Raw genomic sequence first — 25,266 nt, forward strand, 5'->3', positions numbered from 1 at the left:
AATTCAATTATTGTTCTACATTTGTAGAGTCAATTCTAATATTGTAGAGCATGAAACTGTCTAAAACCGAAGAAGAACTCATGAGTCACTTATGGAAGCTGGAAAAAGCTTTTATGAAAGATTTACTAGATGAGTATCCAGAACCTAAACCTGCCACCACAACCATAGCAACTCTATTAAAACGCATGACCGATAAAGGTTTTGTAGGTTATGAGCTTTTTGGTAAGAGTAGACAGTATTTCCCACTTGTTGAAAAAACAGCTTATTTCTCAAAACATGTGAACGGTTTGATTAAGAATTTCTTCAATGACAGTTCCTCACAGTTTGCTTCCTTTTTTACTAAAGAAACAGATTTAAGCAAAAAAGAACTGGAAGAATTACGCGCTATCATCGATCAACAAATTAAAAAGAAATAGCCATGGAACATTTCTTAATCAACAGCTCTGCCTGTCTATTTGTGCTTTGGTTGTTCTACAAAATAGCGCTTGAAAACACTTCATGGCACCACTGGAAAAGATATTATTTACTTGTAGCCATAGTTATATCTATTGTCATTCCTTTTATAGTGGTGGAGACCATAGTTATTCCTGTAGAAAATAGTCCTATGGTTGCTTTTGCGAGTTCACCAATAGTAACAGACATAATGAACCAGCAAAAATTTCAATTGGATTGGACCAATATTTTTTGGGTAGTTTATGTAATGGGCTTGCTCGTTATGCTTTGGCGATTTATTAAAAATCTAACGGCATTCCGCTTACAGGATGAAGACGAAGTGAGTTCATACAGCAACTACCAGCTCGTATTGCGCAAAGTATTTACTGTTCCACATTCTTTCTTACAACGCATTTTTGTGGCTCGTAAAGAATTTGAAAATGATCAAATTCCTAGTGCTGTTCTGGAGCATGAGAAAGCTCATTTGGATCAGAAGCACTCTTTGGACATTCTATTTATTGAGCTGTTGTTAATCATCTTTTGGTTTAATCCCTTACTTTATATTATCCGTTATTCCATTAAACTCAATCACGAGTTCCTGGCAGATAAAGCAGTGATTGAGCAAGGAATGGACACCATAGCGTATCAAGAAACTCTACTCAATTACACGCAACAAAGCCATAGCACTGCACTGGCAAACACTTTTAATTTTCCTATCATCAAAAAAAGATTCCGCATTATGAAAACTCAAACCTCGCACACCAGTTTGCTTTTAAGAAGCCTTGCCCTTATTCCAGTTCTTGCACTACTTATAATAAGTTGTGGTAAGGAGGAAACAGAATTTCAAGAAATAGAAGAGATTATAGAAGTTGTTGAAGAACCTACTAATCAAAAACAAATCATCGTAGACGGTAGTACTGAAAAAGGATACATTACCATTAAAGATTCTACTTATGCTTATACGGTAAAAGGAGATCAAGTTCAGATTTTTAATCGTTTCGGGAAATTACAAGATTTTGAAAGTCAAGGATATGTAGTGTTTGCAGTAACAGAAGAAGAAACTGAAATTGTAGAAGAATTTGAATCAGCAACAAGTGCGATTGAATATATAAACGCTCATAAGGATGAACTCAACTACTACTTAAGAGAAGATCAAATTGCGGCAAGCACTGCAATCCACATCATAGAAAAATATGGACAAAACGGTGTTGAGATCAGCCCAGATGACAAAGGTATTATGTCCATTAAAATTATAGAAACTGAAGAAAACAAAGAAACCTTGCCACCGCCACCGCCGCCAGCACCTCTAATGGCTAAAGGTTATATGCAAGTAGATGGAAGAGTATATTCCTATACAACCAAAGAAGATGATCATAATTTTTATGATCACGATGGAAATATAATTGATATTAAAGGCAAAAAAGTTATTCAAGTAGAACAAAGTGATTTACCGCCACCGCCGCCACCGGCAACGATTAAGAATTAAAATCTAGTCCATCCCGTAACAATCTGAGAATTATTGCGTTATTAGAAAGAACCTAACTCAATCCATATGCAATCCTTCTTCATAACCTGCAGCGGTGCAGACACAGATATACTCGATAATTGTAGCGCTGGTGAGCGCACTAAATATGCTGGTATAGGCGCCACGGTTTTCTTTACAGCACTTATGGCTTTTTTTGCCGCTAGTTATGCGTTATACACGGTTTTTGATAGTTATTTGATTGCTACAGCATTTGGTTTTGTTTGGGGTTTATTAATCTTTAATCTGGACCGTTACATCGTTTCTACGCTCAAGAAAAGTGACCGTAAAATCAACGAAATCTGGCAAGCAACACCACGTATTATTCTTGCTATCATCATTGCTGTAGTGATTTCTAAACCACTCGAATTAAAGATTTTTGAGAAGGAAATTGATCAAGTTTTACTAGAGGAAAAGAACCAGTTAACACTTGAGAATCAGGAACAGGTAGCACAGCTGTATGCGGTTGAGGAGAACGCTTTCGCGAAAGCGATACAAGAACTAAAAACAGAAGTCCAAACCAAAGAAGCCGAAGTCAACCAACTCTACAACACTTACATTACCGAAGCCGAAGGAACCTCAGGAACCAACAAACTAGGAAAAGGTCCCGTATATAAAGAGAAACGCGACAAACACGACGCCGCACTAGCTGACCTCAATACTTTAAAAGCCACAAATGCCGAAAAAATCGCAGGCATAGAATCGCAAATCGCAGCTTTGCAACAAAATGAGGCCACACAACTAGCAGCATCACAACCTATTATAGACAACTTTGATGGACTCATGGCACGCATTGAGGCCTTGAACAAACTACCGTTTCTCACCTCTTTCTTTATTTTCTTACTATTTCTGGCCGTAGAAACTTCACCTATCATCGCCAAAGTTCTTGCACCACGAGGCGAGTACGACTTCAAACTTGCTGAGCGTGAAGACCTTGTAAAATCATGGGTGACGCAACAAAAAGCACAACAAGAAATTCTAGTTCAAACAGACAAAACACTCAATAACCGAGTCTATGCCGATATTGCCGAGGAAGAAGCACTCTATGCCTACAAGAAAAAAATGGCCCGAGAACTCATGCAACAACAAGCTGATGCATTTTATAAAAAACAGAAAGGGATTTTGGGGTAGAAAAATTTAAACTTAAATTTAAGCTTAAATTTAAATTTGCTTGGATAGCTTACTCATCCACAATACCCATTTTTCTTAATAGGAAGCTCGCGTTCATATTAGTAGCGATTCCGTTTTTAAATGTGTAGTCAAAGGTAAGCTCGTCGTTTGTGATGTCTGCATCAAAGAAGTAGTTAGAGATGCTGTCGTATTCATTGGCCACTTCAGTGAGGCTTAAATCGTGTGTGGCGATAATTCCTGTGGCATGTTTTCTAGAAAGTTTCTCGATGAGTTTTCTAGAACCATTTGCTTTATCTTGACTGTTTGTTCCTTTTAAGATTTCGTCGAGTACTATGAAATAGCGTTCGGTTTCTATTTTATCTACGATGTATTTTAAGCGCTTTAATTCACTGAAAAAGTAACTCTCATCATCTGTTAGTGAGTCGCTGGTACGCATGCTGGTGATGAGCTTAATAGGACTATACACCATAGATTGCGCCCAGACTGGCAAACCAGCATTTGCCATGACTATGTTCATAGAAACTGTTCTCAAGAACGTACTTTTTCCAGCCATGTTTGCTCCTGTAATAATAAAGAATTCTCCACTTGAGATGTTGATATCGTTTCCTACTGCTTTTACTGGATCGAGTAATGGGTGTTTTGCATCTACAACGTTCATTTTAAAATCGCCAGATTCAATCGTCGGATAGATATAATCGGCATGATTGTAGGCAAAATTCCCAAGCGAATTCATAGCATCTATTTGCGCTACTGCTTCAAGCCAGTTTTCAATATGTGCCGCATTATGTTGCAACCATTTCTCAATAGTATGAACTTGTTTTAAATCCCAAAGCCCAAAACCGTTTGCCAGTACTCCAAACAACATATTATTGCGCTGGTCCAATCTTCCTATGGCACGAGCTAATTCTTGAAAACGTTGTGACGCTGGATCATCACCTACCATGATTCTAGATTTGAATTCTTTAAGTAGTTCACTTTCAAAACTCTCATTTTCAATAGCGAGAATCAACTGGCTGTATTGCTGGAAAAATAGTTCCAAGGTTGAAATGTTTGCACTAAAAGAAGTAATGCGTTTTACATACTTTCCAGTAATCGCCAGTCCACCAAAAAACGATGCAGCAAATACATAACCATTCACAACATCATTGAAATATGCAACTCCTAGAAGTATAGAAGCTATAAACCAAACCCAAGGTAACCATGAGAATAATTGAGGAACAAAAGTTTCATAACCTTTAACCCAAGCGAGCATAGCTTTAGGATTCTTTTCATTATTAAGCAAGGTTGCCGTTGCTCCGTAGTTATGTCTGAAATCTACTTTTTGAGACAGTTCTTTTATAGCTTCTTGCTTTTCAGTAATGTTCTTAAAATCATTTGATAAGAACTGATTTGCAAGTGTAGAAACACCATCTTTAGTCACACTACGATTCACATATTGAAAGAAAGAACCAGCACCAAATAAATCAATATCTCTGCTATACTCATGATCATCCTCTAAAAATTCTGAGCCGTGTGGTCTATCGTGAAAATCTCTATGAATCATTTTCAATTCCAACTCATTGCGATCGAGTAAGGCTTGTTGAAAATCCCTTTTTCTGCGTAAATTCTCGTGTCTAGAAACTAGAAATAAAAACCCTGCAAAAGTACCCACTGCAATCATAGCGGCAACCTGCCATTGCGACCATAAAAAATAAATTCCTGCTGCTCCAGCTAGAAATAACACTAATCGTATCGTGCTAGATAATCGCAACTGATTTTTAATCGTATCTCTTTGTTGCTTGAATCGCTCTGCGCGCTCGGTATAAAATGAATGTAAGTCGGTTTTCAATTATAAGTTTTTAAGGTCCTCTTTTTGAGCTCTTGTTAATTTTGCCACCACTAAATCATAGCTGTGGTCTATCCATTTTTTAAGTTCCTGAGTATCCATATCGCGATCTGTGAATATGGTATTCCAGTGCTTTTTATTGCTATGGAAACCACCTATAACCGTTCCGTCATATTGTTCTCTTAGTTCCAGTGCTGTTTGTGGATCACATTTTAAATTCACACTAGGTTCTCCACGTTCCCAGCGTTCCAGTCCTGCAAGGCAAAACATCTTACCCATAACTTTAAAGACTAGTGTTACCTCATCAAAAGGAAACTCCTCAGTCACGGCTTTTTTAGAAAGACAATAATCTCTAAGCTCGTCGATGTGCATTAGGCCTCTATTTTCTTAGGAGCTGGCGCTTCATTAAGAATAAGTGAAGAATAATCTAGTTTCCAGCCTATGGTTGCTGCGAGTCCTTCCATCATTTGAATAGTTTGCAATGCCTCTTTACTTGCCTGTTGCATTAAACCACTTTCTGGAATTTTATCTATGATGTGCTGTTTTGCATTTCTAGAAATCTCAGTTAAATCATCACTTGTAAAATAGTTTGCCCAGCCTTCGGTTTTATCATAATAATTAAAGTCCGTTTCTATGCTCAATACTTGTGGTTGCGGGAAGTTAGTCAGCCTTATGGTTTTTGCCTTTGGGTCGCTATCCATGACAATTTTTGTGAGATCAAAACCTATATGTGCTTTGGCATTAATAAGAATAATAGCTTTCTTTTTTCCCAGCAGCAAACTCATTAATTTCTCTTTTACGTTCTCGTAATGATAAATTTCTGCAAAATCTCCTTCTACAGTGATAAATTTACACACGGAGCGTATTTTTTCCATGAGAACCACACTTTGTTCCTTAGTGTTTTCCTTTTTGCCCATTTTGCCCATCACTGCTCTGAAAATAAAAAAAGCAATCACAGCTCCAGCAGCAAGTCCTATAAATAATAATTCCATAATTCAAATTTACAATATTTGATACAGAATCGGTCTCGACGGCGCAGCATCATTTTCCAGTGGTGCGACTTGTAAATCCATCATGTACAATCCATCTGCAGTGGTATCGGGAACATAAATCAACTCAGTAATTGTTGCGTCCAGTCGCTGGGTTCCATTAAAATCCCAAAACGCTTTATGCGCCAGTAACGCACCATTATCTTTTTCTTTATCCACGCTAGGTAGATCAATGAGGACGTGTTTGATTCCGCTTTCGCGAAAGCGTATCATCGTTTCTTCTAGTATAAATGGTGGATTTGTGTTAGAATAATTCTTAGAGCTTTTTTGCTCTCCGTTAGGCAACGTGCGGATGATGACAGCCTCAACTCCAGTATTCAAGTCCTGAAAATGCTGTGGTGTTATCACTTGATCTTCTCCTTGCTTATCTGGTTTTACCGTAAATAATTGTGCTTTAAAAAAGGTTTTTTCTAGTGCTTTATTAACGCTATGGAATTCTTCAGTAATATGTCCGATGCACTCAGTATGCGTCCCATGACTATGCGGATTAAAATGCACGTTATTAAAATTTGTAGAGCCACCTAGTTTCACATTTCCCACGTATCCATCTACCTCAACGTGCTTAATTTGTGGCTGATCGATGTACCATGCGCCTACTCCAGCCTCATTTTGCACCGCTAGACTGATGTCCTCTGGTTGCGATAAATCTATGGTTACTGTTTCGTTTTCTAGTTGTATGGTAGTTTGCATAAAAGTGGGCTTTGTGGTGCAAGAAATGATGATAAATATGGTTAATATAAATAGCTTTTTCATATTAATCCTTTTGAAGAACGTCAAATTTTATCTTAAAGAAACTTAAGTAATCGTTGAGTTCTCCCATTCCCATTTTCTTGCGTCGTGCATCTACTCGTTCTGGTTCTTGTAGCTCATATAGCTCATAAGTACCATCATCATTCATCATTACTTGTGATCCATAAAGTTGTGGTTTCCCGTCATCCATGAGCATGCGGTCCTGCATGAGCGCAACATCTTGTGGTTCTAGCAATCCATTTTCGGCAGCTTCTAGAAGCATTGGAAAATACTGTTTGCGCTTCTCTGCGCTGGCGTGTTGAATAACTAACCATATAGCGCTATGGCCTAGTTCTCCAGCACTTTCTTTAGTGGGCATTCCACATTTTTCTAGAACTTGCTCGATGATAGTAAGATTGCTTTCGTCTATTTCGGCAATTTTGAGATTGTCTGCTCTGGCATCTTGATCTCTCACGTAAACCTTTCTTAATAACTTATCTAACCTTTTACAATCGATGTCTCGAGATCCGTTCTCAAGTAATGGTGTTGTTTTTTGTGCAATACGGACTTTTTCTGAGTCTTGCAATTGGACTTTAACGAGCACACTGTCTTTATTAATAAACCAGTCTGCAAAAGGTAAATCGTTTGCGAGGTCGATTTTTTCTTTTCCACTTAGTTGTTTTCCTTCAAGACTATAATAAGGAACGTCCTTAGGAATGGTGATATCACGATTTTCTAACATCTCTACCATTTGATCGTAGGATATAGCTGTGAGTTCTGGTTGTTTTTTACAACTGCTCATGAATAATGTCACGCAAATGATAAGAAGTAATTGATATATTTTCATAGTTTGATTCTTAATCTGAATTTAAATTCAACATAAATAATTCACTGGCAATTCCATCACTTAAAAACTTTCCTTTGCGAGTAACAAATAGTTGATCACCATCTAAATATAATAAATGGTCTTTTAAATACTCAGCGGCTTGATCTAAAACATAGGTTTTAAAATGAGCCCCATAATCGTTTTCAATTTTCTCCAAAGAAACTCCGTAAATAGTGCGCAAACCGGTCATGATGTATTCATTATACCGGTCCACGGTGGTTAACTCTTCTACTTCCATAGGTAATTCACCTGCTTGAATTGCTTTGAGATACTTTACGTTATTATTAATATTCCAGCCACGACGTTTCCCATCAAAACTGTGTGCGCTGGGTCCTATTCCTATATAACTTTTACCGGTCCAGTATGCTGTATTGTTTTGTGAAAAGTAGCCTTCTTTTCCAAAGTTTGAAAACTCGTAATTGCTATAACTGTGCAATTGCATCGCATCTAGTAGAATATGAAAATGTTCTTGAGCAAGCTCATCATCTACTTTAGGAATGAGTCCTTTTTCTATAAATGATTTAAGTGCGGTATTATCTTCCACAGTTAAAGCATAACTAGATATATGTGGTATTTTTAAATCTATAGCTTTATAAATATTCTCTCTCCAGCGATCTGTGGACATTCCAGGAATCCCATAAATTAAGTCTATAGAGATATTATCAAAATAGGTTTGCGCTTGTACGATACAAGAAAGTGCTTCTTGAGCATTATGAGCACGGTTCATCAACTTTAAATCTTCTTCAAAGAACGATTGTATTCCTATACTTAATCTGTTTATAGGTGTTTCATTCAATTGCTCCAACTTCTCTCTCGTTAAATCATCTGGATTTGCTTCTAGCGTGATTTCTGGATCTTCGGTGACTTGATAATGCTCGTAAACAGCATCGATAATTTTATTGATCTGGTCGAGCTCGAGCACACTAGGTGTTCCACCACCGAAGTAAATGGTTTGCACAGTGGTTGTTTCGTATTCGTTTTTGCGTAAGCGGATTTCTTCACACAGCGCTGCTACGATATCATCTTTATACTTCATGTTTGTACTGAAGTGAAAATCGCAGTAATGACAGGCTTGTTTGCAAAAAGGAATGTGGATATAAATACCGCTCATGAAACAAACTTAAAACTAAAAACAAAATCAAAATCAAAAGGAATGGAAAACTTCCAAATCATTTAATTGAAAAAAAGGCTTCCACGCATGGTAGCGGAGAAGCCTTTTGAATATTACTTATGTAACTATCGAATTCTTACAAGTCAAATCTCATCTGGAAATAGATGTAACGTGGTAATACAAAAGTTTGTGTTGTAGACGTTGCTATCTGACCGAAGCTGTTATTTACATTAACGTCTGCATTTAACAGGTTCGTTGCAATTAAAGAATACTGCCATCTTGAATCAGGCTTTTGATAGCGGATGGATGCGTCAAAAAATTCAAAGGTGTTTTCTTGTCCATTGTCACTAGAAAAATCATTAAAATCATAGTCTGCTCTTAATAACCATCTTTTACCTAGTTGCCAGTCGATTCCAGCATTATAACGATTTGTCGTTCCGTTAACTTCAAAAGCTCCGTTATCACTATTGTTAATACTGCGATTGTAACCTAGATCAAAGTTGATTCCTTTTTGGAAATTTGATCGAGCAGATATACCGTAACTGTAGTTAAGGTTGGTTGATTCTTGCTCCACCCCATTAATGATGTTATTATTACTGGTCCAGAATCCATTTCCATCTACACTAAACTGAATGTTTTTTATTTCTTTTCCATATCTAAAGAATGCATTTACAGACTCATTAGGTAATAAGGAGTTGATAGGTGCACTGATCTGGTTGATTCCATCAAGTTGTACTTGAGATTGAATAGCATCACGTCTTTTAGTATAAGATACATTACCAAACATAGTAGTACGGCTAAACATATTAAAATTGCTGTAGGATAATCTCAGGTTATCATTTGTCGCTCCTTCTAGTTGATTGTTACCACCATTTAAACTATTGTAGTTTCTAAAGATTAAACCTTCGGCATAACTATTAATATCAGCAAAAGTTACGTTTTGAGAGTAGTTCAATCTTAAATTTTGGGAGCTTTTAATTTCATAACGCACCTCAAGATCTGGCACTATTCTTTGTGTTTCAATTATATTTTCTACATCATTTTGAAGATCTAAAGTTCTAAAATTGTGCGCAGTCACACCTGGAGTAATAGTGAATTTACCAGTAATGAACTTATAATGAACAGCAGCAAATACGTCTGTAAAGTTATATTGAACATCGTCATTTCTAAAAGTAGGATCTTGTAATTCATTTCTCAATCCATCATTTGTAATTTGAAAAATATCAGAGTCAAAATTTTGTTGAGAAACGGTAGTTCCTACTGTGAAGTTGATATTACTTTTTTTATTCAATACATAAAAGTAATCTAGCTTAGCATCTATCTTATTAGTATTTATAAAACGTTCTTGATTGATGTCATAAGGATCTGCCACGTCCAGACCTAGCGCACCGTTAAAAGGCTCTGGATCTTGTTGTCCTCTTATATTTCGTATCGCATTGTAAAATGGATCTTCTGTTTGATTTAAAAATTGCGATTCAAACGCGAAAATGTGTTTTTCTCCAGCGGTATAATATGCATTTAAAGATTGATTATAAGATACTGGACTCTGCTTATTCTCTTGTGCTATATCTTCTACTAGTCCTGAACGGCTCGATGTAAAGTCTGTAAGCTCACCTTCATTTGTGATGTTAAAGCGACCGTCGTAATTTATAGATAAATCAGAATTAGGATTATACTCTGCACCTAATTTGAACAAACCTATTTCACTGCGCTCTTCAGATTGATTGTCAGTGTTTTCTACAAGTCCACTATCTATAAAAGTATTGCTTCTCAATTGTCGTGTACGTGTATCTGTACTAGAAAGAATGGCAAATGCGCTCATATCTAATTTATCGCTCACTTTCCATGATGCATTACCAGCTAAAAATTTACTGTCTATTGAAAGAGCATTGTTAGTTGATGATCCATTAAATGAGCTCGCCTGACTTACATTTATAGAAGCATTATTCTGTCGGGTATCTCTACGGCCAAAACCGGTAAACCTTCTAAAATCTCTTCCCGTAAATGCAGGAACACCTAGGTTATTAAAATCAGTTAAGATATTTACTGAGAAATCTTCACTGTAATAAAAGGCTTTGGGCTGTATGAGATAACGCTCTGCATTACCACCATAACCTGCACCTACTGTAGCCTCACCAAACCAGAATTTCTTCTTTCCTTCTTTCAGTTTTATATTAATCACATAGCGATCCTGATCGTTACCTAGTCCTTTTAACTGACTTTGATTGTTGTAATTTTTAAGTACTTGTACTTTACTTACAGCGTCTGCAGGAATGTTTTTTGTAGCCAGTCTGGAATCTCCTTCAAAGAAATCTTTTCCTTCTACTTGGACTTTCTCTACTACTTGACCTTCAACGGTTATATCACCATCATCATTCACCTCAACACCTGGCAACTTTTTAAGAACGTCACCTAGTTTATCTTCAGTACCATTTGTAAAACTATCTGCATCATAGACTATGGTATCACCTTTTATGGAAACAGGCATTTGATAAGTAAGGTTTACCGCATCCAGCTCGTCTGCACCAGCAAACATGATGAAGTTTTTCACTAGATCTGTTTGTACATTTTCTACCTTTTCCTCGATTTGTTTCAAGCCTAAAAATGAAACCTTCACCGTATAAGTACTATCTTTTTTAAGTCCTTCAAGTTTATATTTTCCATTCTGGTTAGTAATACCAAAAGCTCCTAAATTCTTATCTTGTTGATAAGCAATCACGTTTGCCATTTGAAGCGGTGTCCCTAAACTGTCCACTACAGTTCCAGTAATGGTAATATTTTGCGCTACTGCTGTGGTTAAACATAGCAATGCAACAGCTAGTAAGAGTATATTCTTTTTCATAGTCTTTAAATAATTCTTCTGTTGAAGAAATTCATTTTTTTGGTTGAAGAAATGCGAGATGGTTGGTCTCGCATTAATTGTAATTAGAAAAGAATTGAGAATTAATCTCGGCCACGACCACGGCCACGACCGCCGCCCCAGCGCTGTCTCATTTCTTCCATTTTTTGTTTTAAAGTAGCGTCATACTCTTTTTGAGTTACCACGTCACCTTTCTTTGCAGCTTTTATTTCTTCTCTTTCTTCAGGATTAATAGTAATCTTAGAACAAAGTAAAGTGGTATTTCCAGCATTTACTTCTAGAATTAATCCTGGCAAACCTCCATAAATTCCTGGGCCATGTTGCACTGGAATCTCAGGTGTGAACCACGCCACCACTTCAATTTCGTCTGGCTTATCAAACATCGCTGTAAGATCACCACTGGCTTGAGCGATACTATCTTTTTTCTTTTGCGCTGCTTTTTCTTCTTCATTACCACCACGTCTTCTTCTCCAGTTAGTCCAGTCAAATTCTCCACTTGGAATGGTAGCTGTAGCTCTCATAGCCGTGTAGTTACCTATTTTTCTAGATTCACCTGTGATTTTCCATTCTAGCTGAGGTAAAGAATCTTGGATTAAAAAAGTCTTACCCATCATATCGCGCTGCTCTGTATAAGTTCCATCAGTGATGTTCTTGTACTTATCTCCTGCCATCATCGTTCCCATCATGCCGCCCCAACCGCGACCTTGTCCAGGAGCTTCAAGTGCTACTTCTTCTTTATAAGTAGATTCTGTGCGATTGAATTTGAGAATATAGATTTTTTCATTCATCTTTTTCATGTTCTCTTCAATACGCTTGCGACGTTCAGGAGTCATATCACGATTCCCTTCGGCCCAACTCATGTCAGTTTTCACCTTAGACATGTAGGTAGCTTCACCATACATTTCTTGTGCATTAACCACATGAACACCTAGTAATAAGGTAATTACGAATAGTATTTTTTTCATAGTCTTGTTTCTTTTAATCTGCCTAAAATTAGGCAGATGCTTTCTTTTATAAGTTAAGACTATCAAAAAGTATTAAGGTTTAATTATCCGCCTATGGTTTGTATAAAAATTCCTCCATTACCTCTACCACGATTCTTCATCATTTCTTTCATTTTTTTCTCTTGAAGTTCATCAAAGTCTTCCTGATTGATTTCCTTTCCAGATTTAGGCTTTTTAAGTTCTAATTTTTCTTTAGGATTCATCTCTATTTCTTTTAATAAAATAGTAGTTTCACTTTGCTGCACTTCTATGATTAATCCCGGTAAACCATGATATTCACCAGGACCATTACTCACTGGAATATCTGGCGTGTACCATGCAGTAATAGTAGGGTCATAATTATCTATCATTGCAATCATACTAGAATTCTCTTCTTCTTCCGCTTTTTCATCTTCTTCTTCAATCTCCTCTACTACAGGAACATAAATCGCTTTAAAGCAATTGTATTGTCCTATTTTTTTGGTCTCATTGAGCAACTGCCATTCATAAGTAGGTAACTCATCCTTGATGACAAACTCCTTACCCATTATATTTCCTTGCTTAATAAAGGTTTTCTCGTTAAGATTTTTATAGATCGTACTTCCTACTCCACTGTCTGTAGAAAAGGACATTGAGAATCCATTACTAGGTCCACCTGGAGTAGCCAATTCTTGTACTTTATCATAAGAAGATTCTGTTCTCGTAAATTCAAGTGTATATTCTTGCTTACTTCCTTTTTTTAATTGCTCCATGACTTGCTTCATAATAGGGTCACTTTCTGCCTTTTTAGTCATTGTTGAATCATCGGGCATATCAAATTTTGTAAGAGCTACATAAGTTGCTTTGGCTTTAAAGTCTTGTTGAGCTTTTGCTGTGTACGCTTTCGCGAAAGCGAGAATCAAAAAACTGATCAGTGTAATGTGTATCTTTTTCATAATATTTATTTTGATAGTTCAAAGATGCATCTATTAACTCAAATACAGCGTTAACCAACGTTAACGAGTGTTAACCTGCTTTTTTACAAGGCTTTAATGTCGCACCTTTGATATTATGAATGAGAAATCCTATCGATACTTACTATATTTAATAAGCGCTGTAATAGCCGTGACACTTGCCATACAAGTGTACTGGAACTATAAAAACTATAAGGAAAGTGAACGCCAGTTAAAGACAGACTTACAGACGGCACTGGATCAAAGCGTGGAAGATTATTTTACTTTGAGAGCCAAAAGCAACACCATCAGTTTTATAAATGATGGTAATCAAGGATTTGGTATCACTGAAGTTTTTGAGCAATTTGACTTCAAGAATCTTGACGAAAATGATGAATTACGTTTTCCTGACAGTGTAGATATCAAAGGCATCACTATCCTTAAAGGGATTCATGCCGACACACTACCGCAGTTTCAAATAGATTCAAAAGATCGATTACCTGATATGATATTTAAAGACTTTAAAGGTGCCGACTCCAGCTCTATAAAGCTATCCAATGTTACTTTCTCAGACGAGGAGTCTATTACTGAAATTCAAGAGCTCACTAATAGGATTGTTTTCTCCATAAAATCTGATAAGTTGCATGTGGAAAAAGTAGATAGTCTTTTTAAAAATCAACTGACCGCAAAGGACATCTCTATTAATCATCAACTGGTTTACAAAACACCAGACTCTACTTTTCAAACTGTCGCAAACTCTTTCTCGGGTGAAGCACTTACCAGTCTATCAGAACTTATCAATGAAGAGAATCAACTAGAATTAATTTATAGTGGTTTAAATACAAATGTATTAAAGCGCAACCTTACTGGAATCTTGCTTTCTACTTTATTAATAGCCAGTATAATATTGTGTTTATTCTACTTATTAAACATTATTAAGAGACAAAAGGATCTCAACGCGATGAAAAATGATCTTATTTCAAACATCACGCACGAGTTTAAAACACCTATTGCTACCACAAGCGCAGCACTAGAAGGTGTACAAAGTTTTACTAATAGTGGAGATACTGAAAAGACTAACCGATATCTCAATATGGGACGTGAGCAACTAGAGAAGCTCAACAATATGGTAGAAAAACTACTAGAAACAGCCAGTCTAGATGGTAAAGAACTAGCGCTACAAAAAGGTGAAATAGAACTTGCAACAATGATTTCTAATCTGGTAACAAAGTTTCAACCACAAACTTCTAAAGAGATTCAATTTATCAATCATTCCAGTGAATCTATTTTTATGGGAGATGGGTTTCATCTAGAAAACTCCATTAACAACCTTATTGATAACGCCATTAAATATGGCGGTCATGAAATCAAACTAGAGCTTTTTAAAACTAAAGAACACTTTGAAATTTTAGTAACTGATTCAGGAACCGGTTTAACTGCTAAGGAATCTAAAAACATTTTCAACCAATTCTACAGAGTACCTAAAGGAAACGTGCACGACGTTAAAGGATTTGGGATAGGATTATATTACACAAAATCAATTATTGAAAAACATGGTGGTTCTATAACCGTGAATATTCAACCAAGCACTCAATTCAAAATAGTCTTGCCTTATGAATAAAGAAAAGACACATATATTATTAGCCGAGGACGAGCCTGCGCTGGGACTTATCATCAAGGAAAGCTTAGAAACCAGAGGTTTTAAAGTAACTCATTGCGTGAATGGTGTGCAGGCTTATCAGTCCTTTGAAAACGAAATTCCGCAAATAGCGGTTCTCGACGTGATGATGCCAGAGTTAGACGGTTTTTCACTGGCAAAAAAAATAAGATTAGTCAACGAAGAAATGCCTATCATTTTTCTCACCGCAAAATCACAGACTGAAGACGTTCTGGAAGGTTTCCATGTAGGTGGGAATGATTACCTCAAGAAGCCTTTCTCCATGGAAGAACTGATTGTACGTATTAATAACTTACTATCGCGACAACAAACCCAACAAACCGCTGCAAGTTTTCAAGTAGGTGACTATACTTTTAATTTCCCACAGCAAAAGTTGAGTTACGATTCACAAGAACCCGTGAAATTGACTCATCGCGAGGCGCATTTATTGTATCATTTATTACAAAAGAAAAACGCCGTTCTAGATCGCTCTTTTATCCTTAATAAGCTTTGGGGAAATGATGACTTTTTCTCTGGACGTAGCATGGACGTTTTTATCTCAAAGTTGCGTAAAAAACTTGCCAAAGACTCACAAATAGAAATTGTGAATGTACGTGGTTATGGGTATAAATTGATTGCGCCTTAAGGTGATCGCATAATGAACTAGCATTATTCATTTTTGCCATTGCTGCAACAACGAACCTCGATACTTAATCAACATCTGTATTTTCAACCTTTCCGACCAAAATTATGCTGCGCTGCATTTTGCTCACCTTTCCTCATCTGAGGAAAGGAGCTGCGATGATAATATCTTATTCAAAGTGCAGTAAGCTATTCCTAAAGATTGCGTCGCTCCAACTATGACAATGCGTAGTCGCTCGCAATGACGGTTTCAAACTTTCATTTCTAGGAGTACAACGACGAAGTAATTGTAAGTGAAGGAAATCTAAGTTTCTACTTGAATTACTAATCTAAGACTAAGGACTAAGGACTGAAAACTGAAAACTTAAAAAAAATTGGTCGTATTTTACAACCATGAAATGGATATTTCTATTCTTTATTTTAAGCGCTTGTTTCTCACAAGCTCAAATCACATCTACCGAAGGTATTCCACTGGAGTGTGATAATTTTTATGGGATTGATGATTTTGTAAACATCTATTATAGCACAGACAACGTATTGTATAAAAACTCTGTAAAAGATGAGTTTCAGTTTTATGATATTCAATTAGGCGACATCGCGAGTGTGGATATTATCAATCCGTTGAAGATTCTTGTATTTTATCGCGATACGCAAACCTTAGTTTTCCTAGATAATCGACTCAATGAGCAATTACGCATTAATTTTAATACGCTCAAACCTCAGCGTTTTATTGAACATGCTCGACTGGCTGGAGAACGCCGATTATGGTTATATAATCTTGACATGTCGCGAGTGGAGCTTTATGATTATGTAAACAATAAAGTCATTAATAGTACCACACCTCTATCCTCAAATGCAATTGCTATGCAAAGTGATTACAACTTTTGCCATGTGATTACAGAAAAAGGAATCGTCACTTTTAATTCTTATGCTAGTGAAACCAGTCGCATTAAAGAAGATGTTTCACTTCCAGTTGCGTTTGATTTTGAGCAATTGGGATTTAAAACAGATCATGGTTGGAAATGGTATCGATTTGATCGGGAATTCCGCTTGCGCGAAACCGAGTTAACAACACCTATTTCTCAAGAAAACACACCAGAATCTCTTTATCTAAAGGGTGGAAAACTTTATATTTACAGCCAGAAGCGTTTATACGTTTCTACAATCAACCTGAAGAAATTATAATATGCATATCGCTGTCGCTGGAAACATAGGAGCTGGGAAAACCACTCTTACTAAATTACTCGCAAAACATTACCGCTGGACTCCACAATTTGAAGACGTCCTTGAGAATCCTTACCTAGAGGATTTTTATACTGACATGGAGCGCTGGTCTTTTAATTTGCAGGTATATTTCTTGAACAGCCGTTTCCGCCAGGTACTTGAAATACGTGAAAGTGGTAAAAAGATTATTCAGGATCGTACGATTTATGAAGATGCGAGCATTTTTGCGCCTAACCTTCATGCGATGGGATTATTATCGCAACGTGATTTTGATAACTATTCTTCCCTTTTTGATTTGATGGAAAAACTTGTCGCAGCACCAGATTTACTGATCTACCTGCGCAGTTCTATTCCTAATCTTGTGAACCAAATCCACAAACGTGGACGTGATTATGAAAACACCATTTCTATTGATTATTTAAGTCGCTTGAATGAGCGCTATGAAGGATGGATTCATGGTTATGATAAAGGTAATCTTCTCATTATAGATGTAGATAACATCGACTTTGTAAATAATCCTGAGGACTTAGGAGATATTATCAATAAGATTGATGCTGAAATGACTGGGCTTTTTGCTTAATTTTTTGGTCTATTCCTTTACTTCAAAATATTACATATCAAAAATTCGTTTGATTGGAATGACAAGACCATTATTATTTCTACTGTTTTTTTGTTGCCTTTCCTTTGGACAGGAAATGACATTTATTCATCGCACTATCGGCACCAATTTAAAACTGGATTTATATAATGATCAATCTTTTGTATTTGTTAATGATGGAAGAGGTTGTGAGGGAAATGAATTTGGAACGTCTACCTATAAAGGAAACTATAGTATAGAGAACAACATACTAATTTTAAAACCAAAAACTATCTTTGTGGTAAAGGGTCAGACGGTTTATGAAAATCGAGTCAAAATCGAAAGAATTGAATCTACAACACTTAAAGATTTTGACCCTAAAGAAAGTTACTTAAGTTTAAAGTATGAAATATTAGATTTTGAGAATTTTAAAATTCTTTTACGTCTAGAATATCCTAGTTATTTATATGATTACGAATTAGAGAGCGATCAATCTGTTTTTTTTAATTATTTGAATACCACTAAGGAAGTTGATAAAAAATATAATAGCTCTTTTGACAATCTTTTTCTAACTGCAGAGAAAAAAAGCGTAGACATTTCATTAGAAAAAATGCGCCAAAGTGAAACGCTAAAAAATCGTAAAGAGATCTTTAAAGTTCCGTTCACTGCATCGATTACCTCTATTAAACAACGGGTTGAAAAAAATGATGATTATTCCTCAGATTTTGATGATCCCGAATTCTTTACATATTTAGATATTAAAATTGATTCAGGAACGGAAAATGGAGTCTATAGTGGAATGTACATCTACTTTAAAAGCAAGTCTACATGTATTCTTGAGGAATATCCAATGTTTATCCAGAACACAGAACAAAACACTTCGACTTTCACCTACAGCGTTTATGGTGACGAAGAATGCGATTTAGTTAATGATCTTATAGGCAAAGAAGTCTATTTCAAAGGTCATTGGAGTCAGTAAATGGATAAAACTTTTATAAAATAAACATGCCAAGACTCAATCTCGGCATGTTAGTATCGAGAAATTTGTTTTCAATCAGGTTTTATAAATTTGACATGCCATCTCTTTACTTTTAATAGCTACATGAATTTAAGACTGCCTACTAAATTACCCATCCCATTTCGCGTGCGTGAGCGACGGCTTCTTTAGATTCTTGAACAAGTAACATAGGGCAAATATTAAAGGAGTCAGCAATGGACTGTACTCTTGCCATTTTTTTCTCATGGTTGACAGATCTTAGGTAAATCGCCATGATGCGATCTGGGTACTTTTCTGCAACGTCTTTGTAATAATCCACATCATGCTCGCCGCTATCTCCTATGAGAATGAAATTCATGTCTGGATAATGCTTTAAGATATTAAGCAACTCGTGTGCTTTGTGTGGTCGTTTGAGTTTAGGTGTTCTATCCCAAGGTGTCGGGAAATCTCTGAGAAGAATAGGACCTTTAGGGAATCCATGGAAATCGAGAAATTTCTCGAGGTATTTATATAAATTCCACGGACTGTTACTGAGGTAAAACATAGGGTTTTGATCCTTTCCCGTAATTCCTCGATGTAATAACTGATATAAATTTGCAGCTCCTTTTAAAGGCAACCTGCGGTCATAATTTTTAAAAAAGGTATTAAAAGCAACACGTATTTTTAAGAAACTGGTCACACCAGTATGCATGATTGTATCGTCTATATCGCTTATCACTCCATACGTAGCAACGCTAGGCGGAATGAGCGTTTCACCTTTAAAGTTGTTTCTGGTCAGTCGTTTTTGTTTTTTCGCTTTCGCGAAAGCGGCATTATCCTCATCAAATTTTACCGAAATACTCAAATAACCTTCCTCATCTGTGAGTTGCTCTAGTGGGATATGCACCTTTATATCAAACAGGAAATAACCTTCATGGTCTGCTCTAGTTTCAAATTGGGTACCATTTGACAATGTGAGTACCACAAGCGCGTTACGGATCTCGTCCGTCTTAAAAGTACGCCAGGTATTGCGCAAGGTTTGATAAAAGGTTTGCTGCTCATAGTGCTTGAGCGGTTGATCTTCAAGCGCACGACCACGTATGTATAGATGATTATCACCACTGTACGTGCGGTAAACATCTAGTATCCAAGGATCGCGTTTAAATAGAGCCATGGTGTGAAAATAGACAATAAATGGATGAAATAAAAAATCCCATTCCAGCTGTGCCAGAATGGGATTTTAAAATTAAGAAATAGAGCTTATTTAAACTCTGAAATCTCTTTATCGAGAGCAGCGATTTTTGCGTTAACCTCAGCCTCAGTTCCTATAAATTTTTGAGACTTAGTAATTGTTGCACCATTTGCAGATCTTTTATAAGAAACGGTAGCTGTTACTATTCCAGTTTCTGCATTTACAGATTTCTGAATATCTAAGTCTTGATCTACTGAAGTTGTTGCTGCAGTATTCAATACGATTTCCTTTTCAATTTCTTGAGAAGTATTTACTTGCCCATCTACTGCATGACCACCCAAGATAGGTGCGATCACAAGACCAATCAAACAAGTCAATTTAATCAAGATGTTCATAGATGGTCCAGATGTATCTTTAAATGGATCTCCTACAGTATCTCCAGTTACTGCTGCCTTGTGAGCTTCAGAGCCTTTATAAGTCATCTCACCGTTGATTTCAACACCAGCTTCAAAAGATTTCTTTGCGTTATCCCATGCTCCACCAGCGTTGTTTTGGAAAATAGCCCAAAGAACACCACTTACGGTGACACCAGCCATATATCCACCTAACATCTCTGCAATGGCAAGATGATCCATTCCAAAAATCATAGGAACAAATGCAATTACTAATGGGAAACCTATGGTTAATAAACCTGGTAACATCATTTCTTTTAATGACGCTCTTGTAGAAATATCTACACACTTATCATATTCTGGCTTTCCAGTTCCTTCCATAATTCCAGGAATATCTCTGAACTGGCGACGTACTTCTTCTACCATTTCCATAGCTGCTTTACCTACGGCATTCATGGCAAGTGCACTAAATACTACTGGCACCATTCCACCTACAAATAACATCGCAAGTACTGGTGCTTTGTAAATATTAATTCCGTCTATTCCTGTAAAGGTCACATAAGCTGCAAATAGTGCAAGTGACGTTAATGCTGCACTCGCAATAGCAAATCCTTTTCCGGTTGCTGCAGTTGTGTTACCTACGGCATCTAGAATATCTGTACGTTCACGTACGATAGGTTCTTGTTCACTCATCTCGGCAATTCCACCAGCATTATCTGCTATAGGACCGAATGCGTCAATTGCTAATTGCATAGCTGTAGTTGCCATCATCGCACTTGCTGCTAGAGCAACTCCATAGAATCCTGCAAATGCATAAGAAGTCCAGATCGCACCTGCAAATAATAATACTGATGGGAACGTAGAAATCATACCAGTGGCAAGACCAGCTATAATATTAGTTCCTGCACCTGTTGAAGATTGTTGAACGATTTTAAGAATAGGTGATTTACCTAATCCAGTATAATACTCTGTAACAGATGATATCACTGCTCCTACTACTAGACCAACTAATGTTGCATAAAATACATTCATAGAAGAGATCTCAATCAATCCTTCACCGAAGAATTCCATTTTCATGGTTTCAGGAAGCATCCACTTACAAAGACCGAAACACGCTGCAGCAACCAGTACTATAGAAGTCCAGTTACCTACGTTTAAAGCTCCCATAACTTGAGATTCTTTAGCATCATTACTTTTAATCTTTACTAATAGTGTTCCGATTACTGAGATGATAATACCTACACCAGCAATAGACATAGGTAATAAGATTGGTCCTATACCGCCAAATCCTTCATTAACGATGTTTCCACCCATATCTTTAATCACATAATTTCCTAGAACCATTGCCGCAAGAACTGTTGCTACATAAGAACCAAAGAGGTCTGCACCCATTCCGGCAACATCACCTACGTTATCTCCTACATTATCGGCAATCGTTGCTGGGTTACGTGGATCATCTTCAGGAATTCCTGCTTCTACTTTACCTACTAGGTCAGCACCTACGTCGGCAGCTTTAGTATAAATCCCACCACCTACACGTGCAAAAAGTGCAATAGACTCAGCACCTAGAGAGAATCCAGCAAGTGTTTCAAGTACTACGGTCATCGTTTCAGTATCAGTCCATGCTCCACCCATAAAATAATGATAGAATACTAGAAAGAAACCTGTTAAACCTAGAACAGCAAGACCTGCAACACCTAATCCCATTACGGTTCCTCCACCGAAGGATACATTCAAAGCATTAGGCAAACTCGTACGAGCTGCTTGGGTGGTTCTTACGTTTGTTTTGGTTGCGATTTTCATCCCTATGTTTCCAGCATAAGCTGAGAATACTGCTCCACATATAAATGCGATAACAATCATCCAGTGCGTAGAAGGAACTACTAGAGATACTATAAATAGCAATACACTTACTACTACCACAAATATGGCTAGTAGTTTATATTCTGCATTTAAAAAGGCAAGAGCACCTTCATAGATGTGATCTGAAATCTCTTTCATTTTCCCATCTCCAGCATCTTGCTTTAATACCCAAGATTTCTTGATGAACATATAAAGTAATCCTAGTGCTGCCATAACTAATGGCATATAAATCATGTATGATTCCATAAATAAATTGTTTGGTTTTTAAAATCTCGCTAAAGTAATAAAATAATGTTAACGAAACTACAACGTTTTCATGAGGTTATTCTTGGGGCATTGCTATTGATTTAGATGATTACGCTTACGCGAAAGCGTACTAAAAAAGCATTTAGATAATACTAGCCGATACCGCTATGCAACGGTATGACATCAAGAAAAATCAATATGGACTAGAGACCTACTGCTTCAACAACTTTCTCACAGAACGATTTTCTCCATTTGAAACTTCAATGAAGTACAATCCAGAAGCTACATTTTCTAATGAAATCTTCTGTGAAATAGTTCCTTCTTCAAACTGCTCTCTTAAAATCACGTTTCCTGTCGTATTATAAATGGTAAACGAATTGAAAGCAGTATTGCTAGAAAGAGTTACTTCATCTTGCGCAGGATTAGGATACAATTGAACTGCAAACAAATTTCTATCGTTTAAACCAGCAGTTGTAGCGACTGTTGTTGTTTCAAGATTTGTAATAATGGATGCATTAAAATCAAAGAAAATCTCGGCTTGATTGGAGAAATCATCTCCTAGAACGAGTGTATCTACCGTTTTAATTTTGAATAATACGTAACCTTGACTTGCAGGAGCTGTAAATGGTAAATTAATATTATCAAATAGGAATTCTACTTTGTTGCCTTCAGTAATAGTAGTGATATAATCATGACTGGCGCTTAATGGAATTAAGGTAGAAATATCATATTTAGTCGTATCGATATAATCTATAATTTTTACGGTAATCGCACTAGCCGTTCCTTCATTCTCAAAACGGATTCTGTAATGAACATACTCACCTACATCACTAGGTAAAATAGTTTCACCTTGCAAACAAGTCTTATCATTAGGATCATAAGAGTTGACCACCGTTTGCTGTAAATCAAACACATTATCTAGTGGAGTATCATCGCTTGCTGTAGGATTTACAGTCGCATTAAAGTTGAGAATGTCATTACTATTTAAAGGGAAATTAGGATCTGTAGGTGTATTGAGGCTCATGGAAAATTCTATCTCACGTGTTTCAAAAGGATTAAGATTTGAGAAGCTCCAATTTAAAGCACCAACACTGCTAGTGGTTACAGCAGGAGTTGCGGTTAAGAAATCCATATAATCATCTTCATAGGTGAAATCCACAGAGCCTGATAATACAGTAGTTCCTTTGTTCTTATAAATAAGTTTGTAGTCTGTATCAAAACCTGGTCGTGCCTCCTGAAGTGGTAGAATGGTTACTTCTAAGTCATCTATTGGAGAAGTCGCCGTTAGGCAGAAGTCTTGGGTTACAGTTGCTGCGTTTGAAACTGTAACATTTATACTTGCAGGAGTACCTGAAAACAAATTTGTACTGGTAGCTGGTGTTACCGTGTAAGTTCCATCAGGTAAGTTGACACTATACTGACCATTAAAGGTAAAAACAGTGATGTCAATTGTTCCATCAGCTATATTAATGGCAACATTTTGAGATGGTACATCACTGGCACTACAACCGTTCACATCAAGATCATAGAAAACAGAGCCGTTTAAGTTATTATCTGGACAATCAGTCGATTGAGAATCAAAAAAAATACTCCATCCATTTTGGATTAAAATAGAGCGTGAAAAACTATCGCAGTATTCTAAATATTGTGCGCCCAATGTATTATTCGTTAAATTCAATTCCACTAATCGTGCTAAAAATTGGTCGTAGTTAGTTGAGTCTAATGCAGTATTATCCAAAAAATGATCATAAATCACCACTGACGGGAAATTCCATGTTGAAATATTTTGATTGAATGATAACGCATTATTAAATAAACTATGTGCTGTACTTAAACTAGAAATATCCCAATTATCTAAAGGTTGATTGAATGCTGAGGCACGATCAAACATAAAATTCATCGTTTGAACATTAGAAACATCCCAACTATTTAAGGGCTGGTTAAACTGACCTGCCTGCTGGAACATTCTGTCCATATCAGAAACATTGGACACATCCCAATTAGAAATATCAGAATTAAAGTTTAAAGCGTTTCCAAACATTTCGTCCATAGTCATGACATTTGAAACATTCCAACCATTCAGCGGTTGATTAAAAGCTGTCGCATGGAAGAACATTCGAGCCATAAAATTTACGTTTGAAACATCCCAATTATTTAGTGGTTGATTAAAAGCTGTCGTATAGGAAAATATTGAAGTCATATTATTTATGTTTGAAACGTCCCAATTATTTAATGACCCATTAAAAGCGACTGAATAATTAAACATAAATGACATATCTGTCACATTAGAAACATCCCAATTATCTAACGGTTGATTAAAAGCTATAGATCGACTGAACATTGCTTTTAAATTTGTAACATTAGAAACATTCCAATTATTTAAAGGCTGATTAAAAGCACCTGTTTCATAAAACATTCTTTCCATATTAGTAACATTGGATACGTCCCAAGTCGCTAAAGATTGATTAAATGTATGAGTGTTGTTAAACATATGACTCATATCTCTAACATTTGAAACATCCCAATTTGAAATATTTGAGTTAAAATTTGTAGCACCGATAAACATTCTAGACATGCTGGTTACATTACTCAAATCTGGTACATCAGTGGCATTTATGGATAGGTTTTGACAACTACTAAATGCCCCTTCCATAGTTAGAAATTGAGAATTACCCCATTGAGTAATAACTACATCATCATTCAGAAAAAGGTATATAGCATTTAGTGGACCTGTTACAATTACTGTATATACTCCTGGAATTGAGTATGTATGAGTCACTTGTAAATTATTAGGTGAAACGTAAGAATTAGTCACTCCATCGCCCCAATCTATCGCAACATTAGTATATGATGTAAGTCTAAAACTATACGAACTAGTTACATCTACATCAAACACAAAATCATCAGGAGTCTGCGCACTCGCAAACAATCCAAAAAACAAAAAAACAATCGTAAAAACTCTCATATATAAAAATCTAAAGCATTCAAAAACAGTACACAAAATACAACTAATAATGAATTGTAAGGGAAATCTTTA

The 25,266-nt window shown here is 36.4% G+C and carries 20 protein-coding genes; 8 read left to right on the plus strand and 12 right to left on the minus strand.

Annotated features, from left to right (window positions below; all coding sequences use genetic code 11):
• Positions 1-50 precede the first annotated feature (50 nt).
• The 3 genes from ACSHWW_RS03025 to ACSHWW_RS03035 all read left to right on the plus strand — a co-directional run bounded on the left by ACSHWW_RS03025 (position 51) and on the right by ACSHWW_RS03035 (position 3,085).
• Positions 51-416 (plus strand): BlaI/MecI/CopY family transcriptional regulator, encoded by a 366-nt coding sequence (locus ACSHWW_RS03025; RefSeq protein ID WP_435680937.1) that lies wholly within the window; start codon positions 51-53, stop codon positions 414-416.
• Between the two features lie 2 nt (positions 417-418).
• Positions 419-1,918 (plus strand): M56 family metallopeptidase, encoded by a 1,500-nt coding sequence (locus ACSHWW_RS03030; protein ID WP_435680938.1) that lies wholly within the window; start codon positions 419-421, stop codon positions 1,916-1,918.
• Between the two features lie 66 nt (positions 1,919-1,984).
• On the plus strand, positions 1,985-3,085 hold the full coding sequence (locus ACSHWW_RS03035; protein ID WP_435680939.1) for a DUF4407 domain-containing protein: 1,101 nt from the start codon (positions 1,985-1,987) through the stop codon (positions 3,083-3,085).
• A 49-nt stretch (positions 3,086-3,134) separates the two neighbouring features.
• Here ACSHWW_RS03035 and ACSHWW_RS03040 read toward each other — a convergent pair whose 3' ends face one another.
• The 9 genes from ACSHWW_RS03040 to ACSHWW_RS03080 form a co-directional block, all read right to left on the minus strand.
• Positions 3,135-4,913 (minus strand): MutS-related protein, encoded by a 1,779-nt coding sequence (locus ACSHWW_RS03040; protein ID WP_435680940.1) that lies wholly within the window; start codon positions 4,911-4,913, stop codon positions 3,135-3,137.
• The gene (locus ACSHWW_RS03045) at positions 4,914-5,282 is read right to left on the minus strand and encodes an MmcQ/YjbR family DNA-binding protein (protein WP_435680941.1); all 369 of its coding nucleotides are present in this window, start codon (positions 5,280-5,282) and stop codon (positions 4,914-4,916) included. It lies immediately after the preceding gene.
• Positions 5,282-5,902, minus strand: coding sequence for a DUF4230 domain-containing protein (locus ACSHWW_RS03050; protein WP_435680942.1), 621 nt, complete (start codon positions 5,900-5,902; stop codon positions 5,282-5,284). Before ACSHWW_RS03050 ends, ACSHWW_RS03045 begins: the two co-directional genes overlap by 1 nt.
• 9 nt (positions 5,903-5,911) lie before the next feature.
• The gene (locus ACSHWW_RS03055; RefSeq protein ID WP_435680943.1) at positions 5,912-6,712 is read right to left on the minus strand and encodes a cyclase family protein; all 801 of its coding nucleotides are present in this window, start codon (positions 6,710-6,712) and stop codon (positions 5,912-5,914) included.
• A gap of 1 nt (position 6,713) precedes the next feature.
• Positions 6,714-7,535: a DUF6624 domain-containing protein gene (locus tag ACSHWW_RS03060; protein WP_435680944.1), complete on the minus strand. Its 822-nt coding sequence runs from the start codon at positions 7,533-7,535 to the stop codon at positions 6,714-6,716.
• 10 nt (positions 7,536-7,545) lie between these two features.
• Positions 7,546-8,685, minus strand: a complete 1,140-nt coding sequence (gene hemW / locus ACSHWW_RS03065; RefSeq protein WP_435680945.1) for a radical SAM family heme chaperone HemW — start codon at positions 8,683-8,685, stop codon at positions 7,546-7,548.
• A gap of 136 nt (positions 8,686-8,821) precedes the next feature.
• Positions 8,822-11,527, minus strand: a complete 2,706-nt coding sequence (locus tag ACSHWW_RS03070; protein ID WP_435680946.1) for a carboxypeptidase regulatory-like domain-containing protein — start codon at positions 11,525-11,527, stop codon at positions 8,822-8,824.
• A gap of 101 nt (positions 11,528-11,628) precedes the next feature.
• On the minus strand, positions 11,629-12,510 hold the full coding sequence (locus ACSHWW_RS03075) for a GLPGLI family protein (RefSeq protein ID WP_435680947.1): 882 nt from the start codon (positions 12,508-12,510) through the stop codon (positions 11,629-11,631).
• Positions 12,511-12,593: 83 nt separating this feature from the next.
• Complete coding sequence (locus ACSHWW_RS03080; RefSeq protein WP_435680948.1) at positions 12,594-13,463, minus strand: GLPGLI family protein; 870 nt, start codon at positions 13,461-13,463, stop codon at positions 12,594-12,596.
• Between the two features lie 115 nt (positions 13,464-13,578).
• Between ACSHWW_RS03080 and ACSHWW_RS03085 the strand changes: the two genes are divergently transcribed.
• The 5 genes from ACSHWW_RS03085 (at position 13,579) to ACSHWW_RS03105 (ending at position 18,539) form a co-directional block, all read left to right on the plus strand.
• Entirely contained in the window at positions 13,579-15,081 is a 1,503-nt protein-coding gene (locus tag ACSHWW_RS03085; protein ID WP_435680949.1) for a sensor histidine kinase, read from the plus strand.
• The gene (locus ACSHWW_RS03090; RefSeq protein ID WP_435680950.1) at positions 15,074-15,763 is read left to right on the plus strand and encodes a response regulator transcription factor; all 690 of its coding nucleotides are present in this window, start codon (positions 15,074-15,076) and stop codon (positions 15,761-15,763) included. The genes ACSHWW_RS03085 and ACSHWW_RS03090 overlap by 8 nt, the downstream gene beginning before the upstream one ends.
• A gap of 389 nt (positions 15,764-16,152) precedes the next feature.
• On the plus strand, positions 16,153-16,944 hold the full coding sequence (locus ACSHWW_RS03095; RefSeq protein ID WP_435680951.1) for a hypothetical protein: 792 nt from the start codon (positions 16,153-16,155) through the stop codon (positions 16,942-16,944).
• A gap of 1 nt (position 16,945) precedes the next feature.
• Positions 16,946-17,563, plus strand: a complete 618-nt coding sequence (locus ACSHWW_RS03100; protein ID WP_435680952.1) for a deoxynucleoside kinase — start codon at positions 16,946-16,948, stop codon at positions 17,561-17,563.
• 58 nt (positions 17,564-17,621) lie between these two features.
• Positions 17,622-18,539: a hypothetical protein gene (locus ACSHWW_RS03105; protein ID WP_435680953.1), complete on the plus strand. Its 918-nt coding sequence runs from the start codon at positions 17,622-17,624 to the stop codon at positions 18,537-18,539.
• Positions 18,540-18,681: 142 nt separating this feature from the next.
• Here the strand turns inward: ACSHWW_RS03105 and ACSHWW_RS03110 are convergent, their stop codons facing one another.
• From ACSHWW_RS03110 to ACSHWW_RS03120, 3 genes are all read right to left on the minus strand, one after another.
• Positions 18,682-19,710, minus strand: coding sequence for an App1 family protein (locus ACSHWW_RS03110; protein WP_435680954.1), 1,029 nt, complete (start codon positions 19,708-19,710; stop codon positions 18,682-18,684).
• Positions 19,711-19,796: 86 nt separating this feature from the next.
• Positions 19,797-22,229 (minus strand): sodium-translocating pyrophosphatase, encoded by a 2,433-nt coding sequence (locus ACSHWW_RS03115; RefSeq protein ID WP_435680955.1) that lies wholly within the window; start codon positions 22,227-22,229, stop codon positions 19,797-19,799.
• 211 nt (positions 22,230-22,440) lie between these two features.
• Complete coding sequence (locus tag ACSHWW_RS03120; protein ID WP_435680956.1) at positions 22,441-25,194, minus strand: BspA family leucine-rich repeat surface protein; 2,754 nt, start codon at positions 25,192-25,194, stop codon at positions 22,441-22,443.
• Between the last annotated feature and the right edge of the window lie 72 nt (positions 25,195-25,266).

It is taken from the genome of Nonlabens sp., assembly GCF_051251825.1.
GTDB lineage: Bacteria > Bacteroidota > Bacteroidia > Flavobacteriales > Flavobacteriaceae > Nonlabens.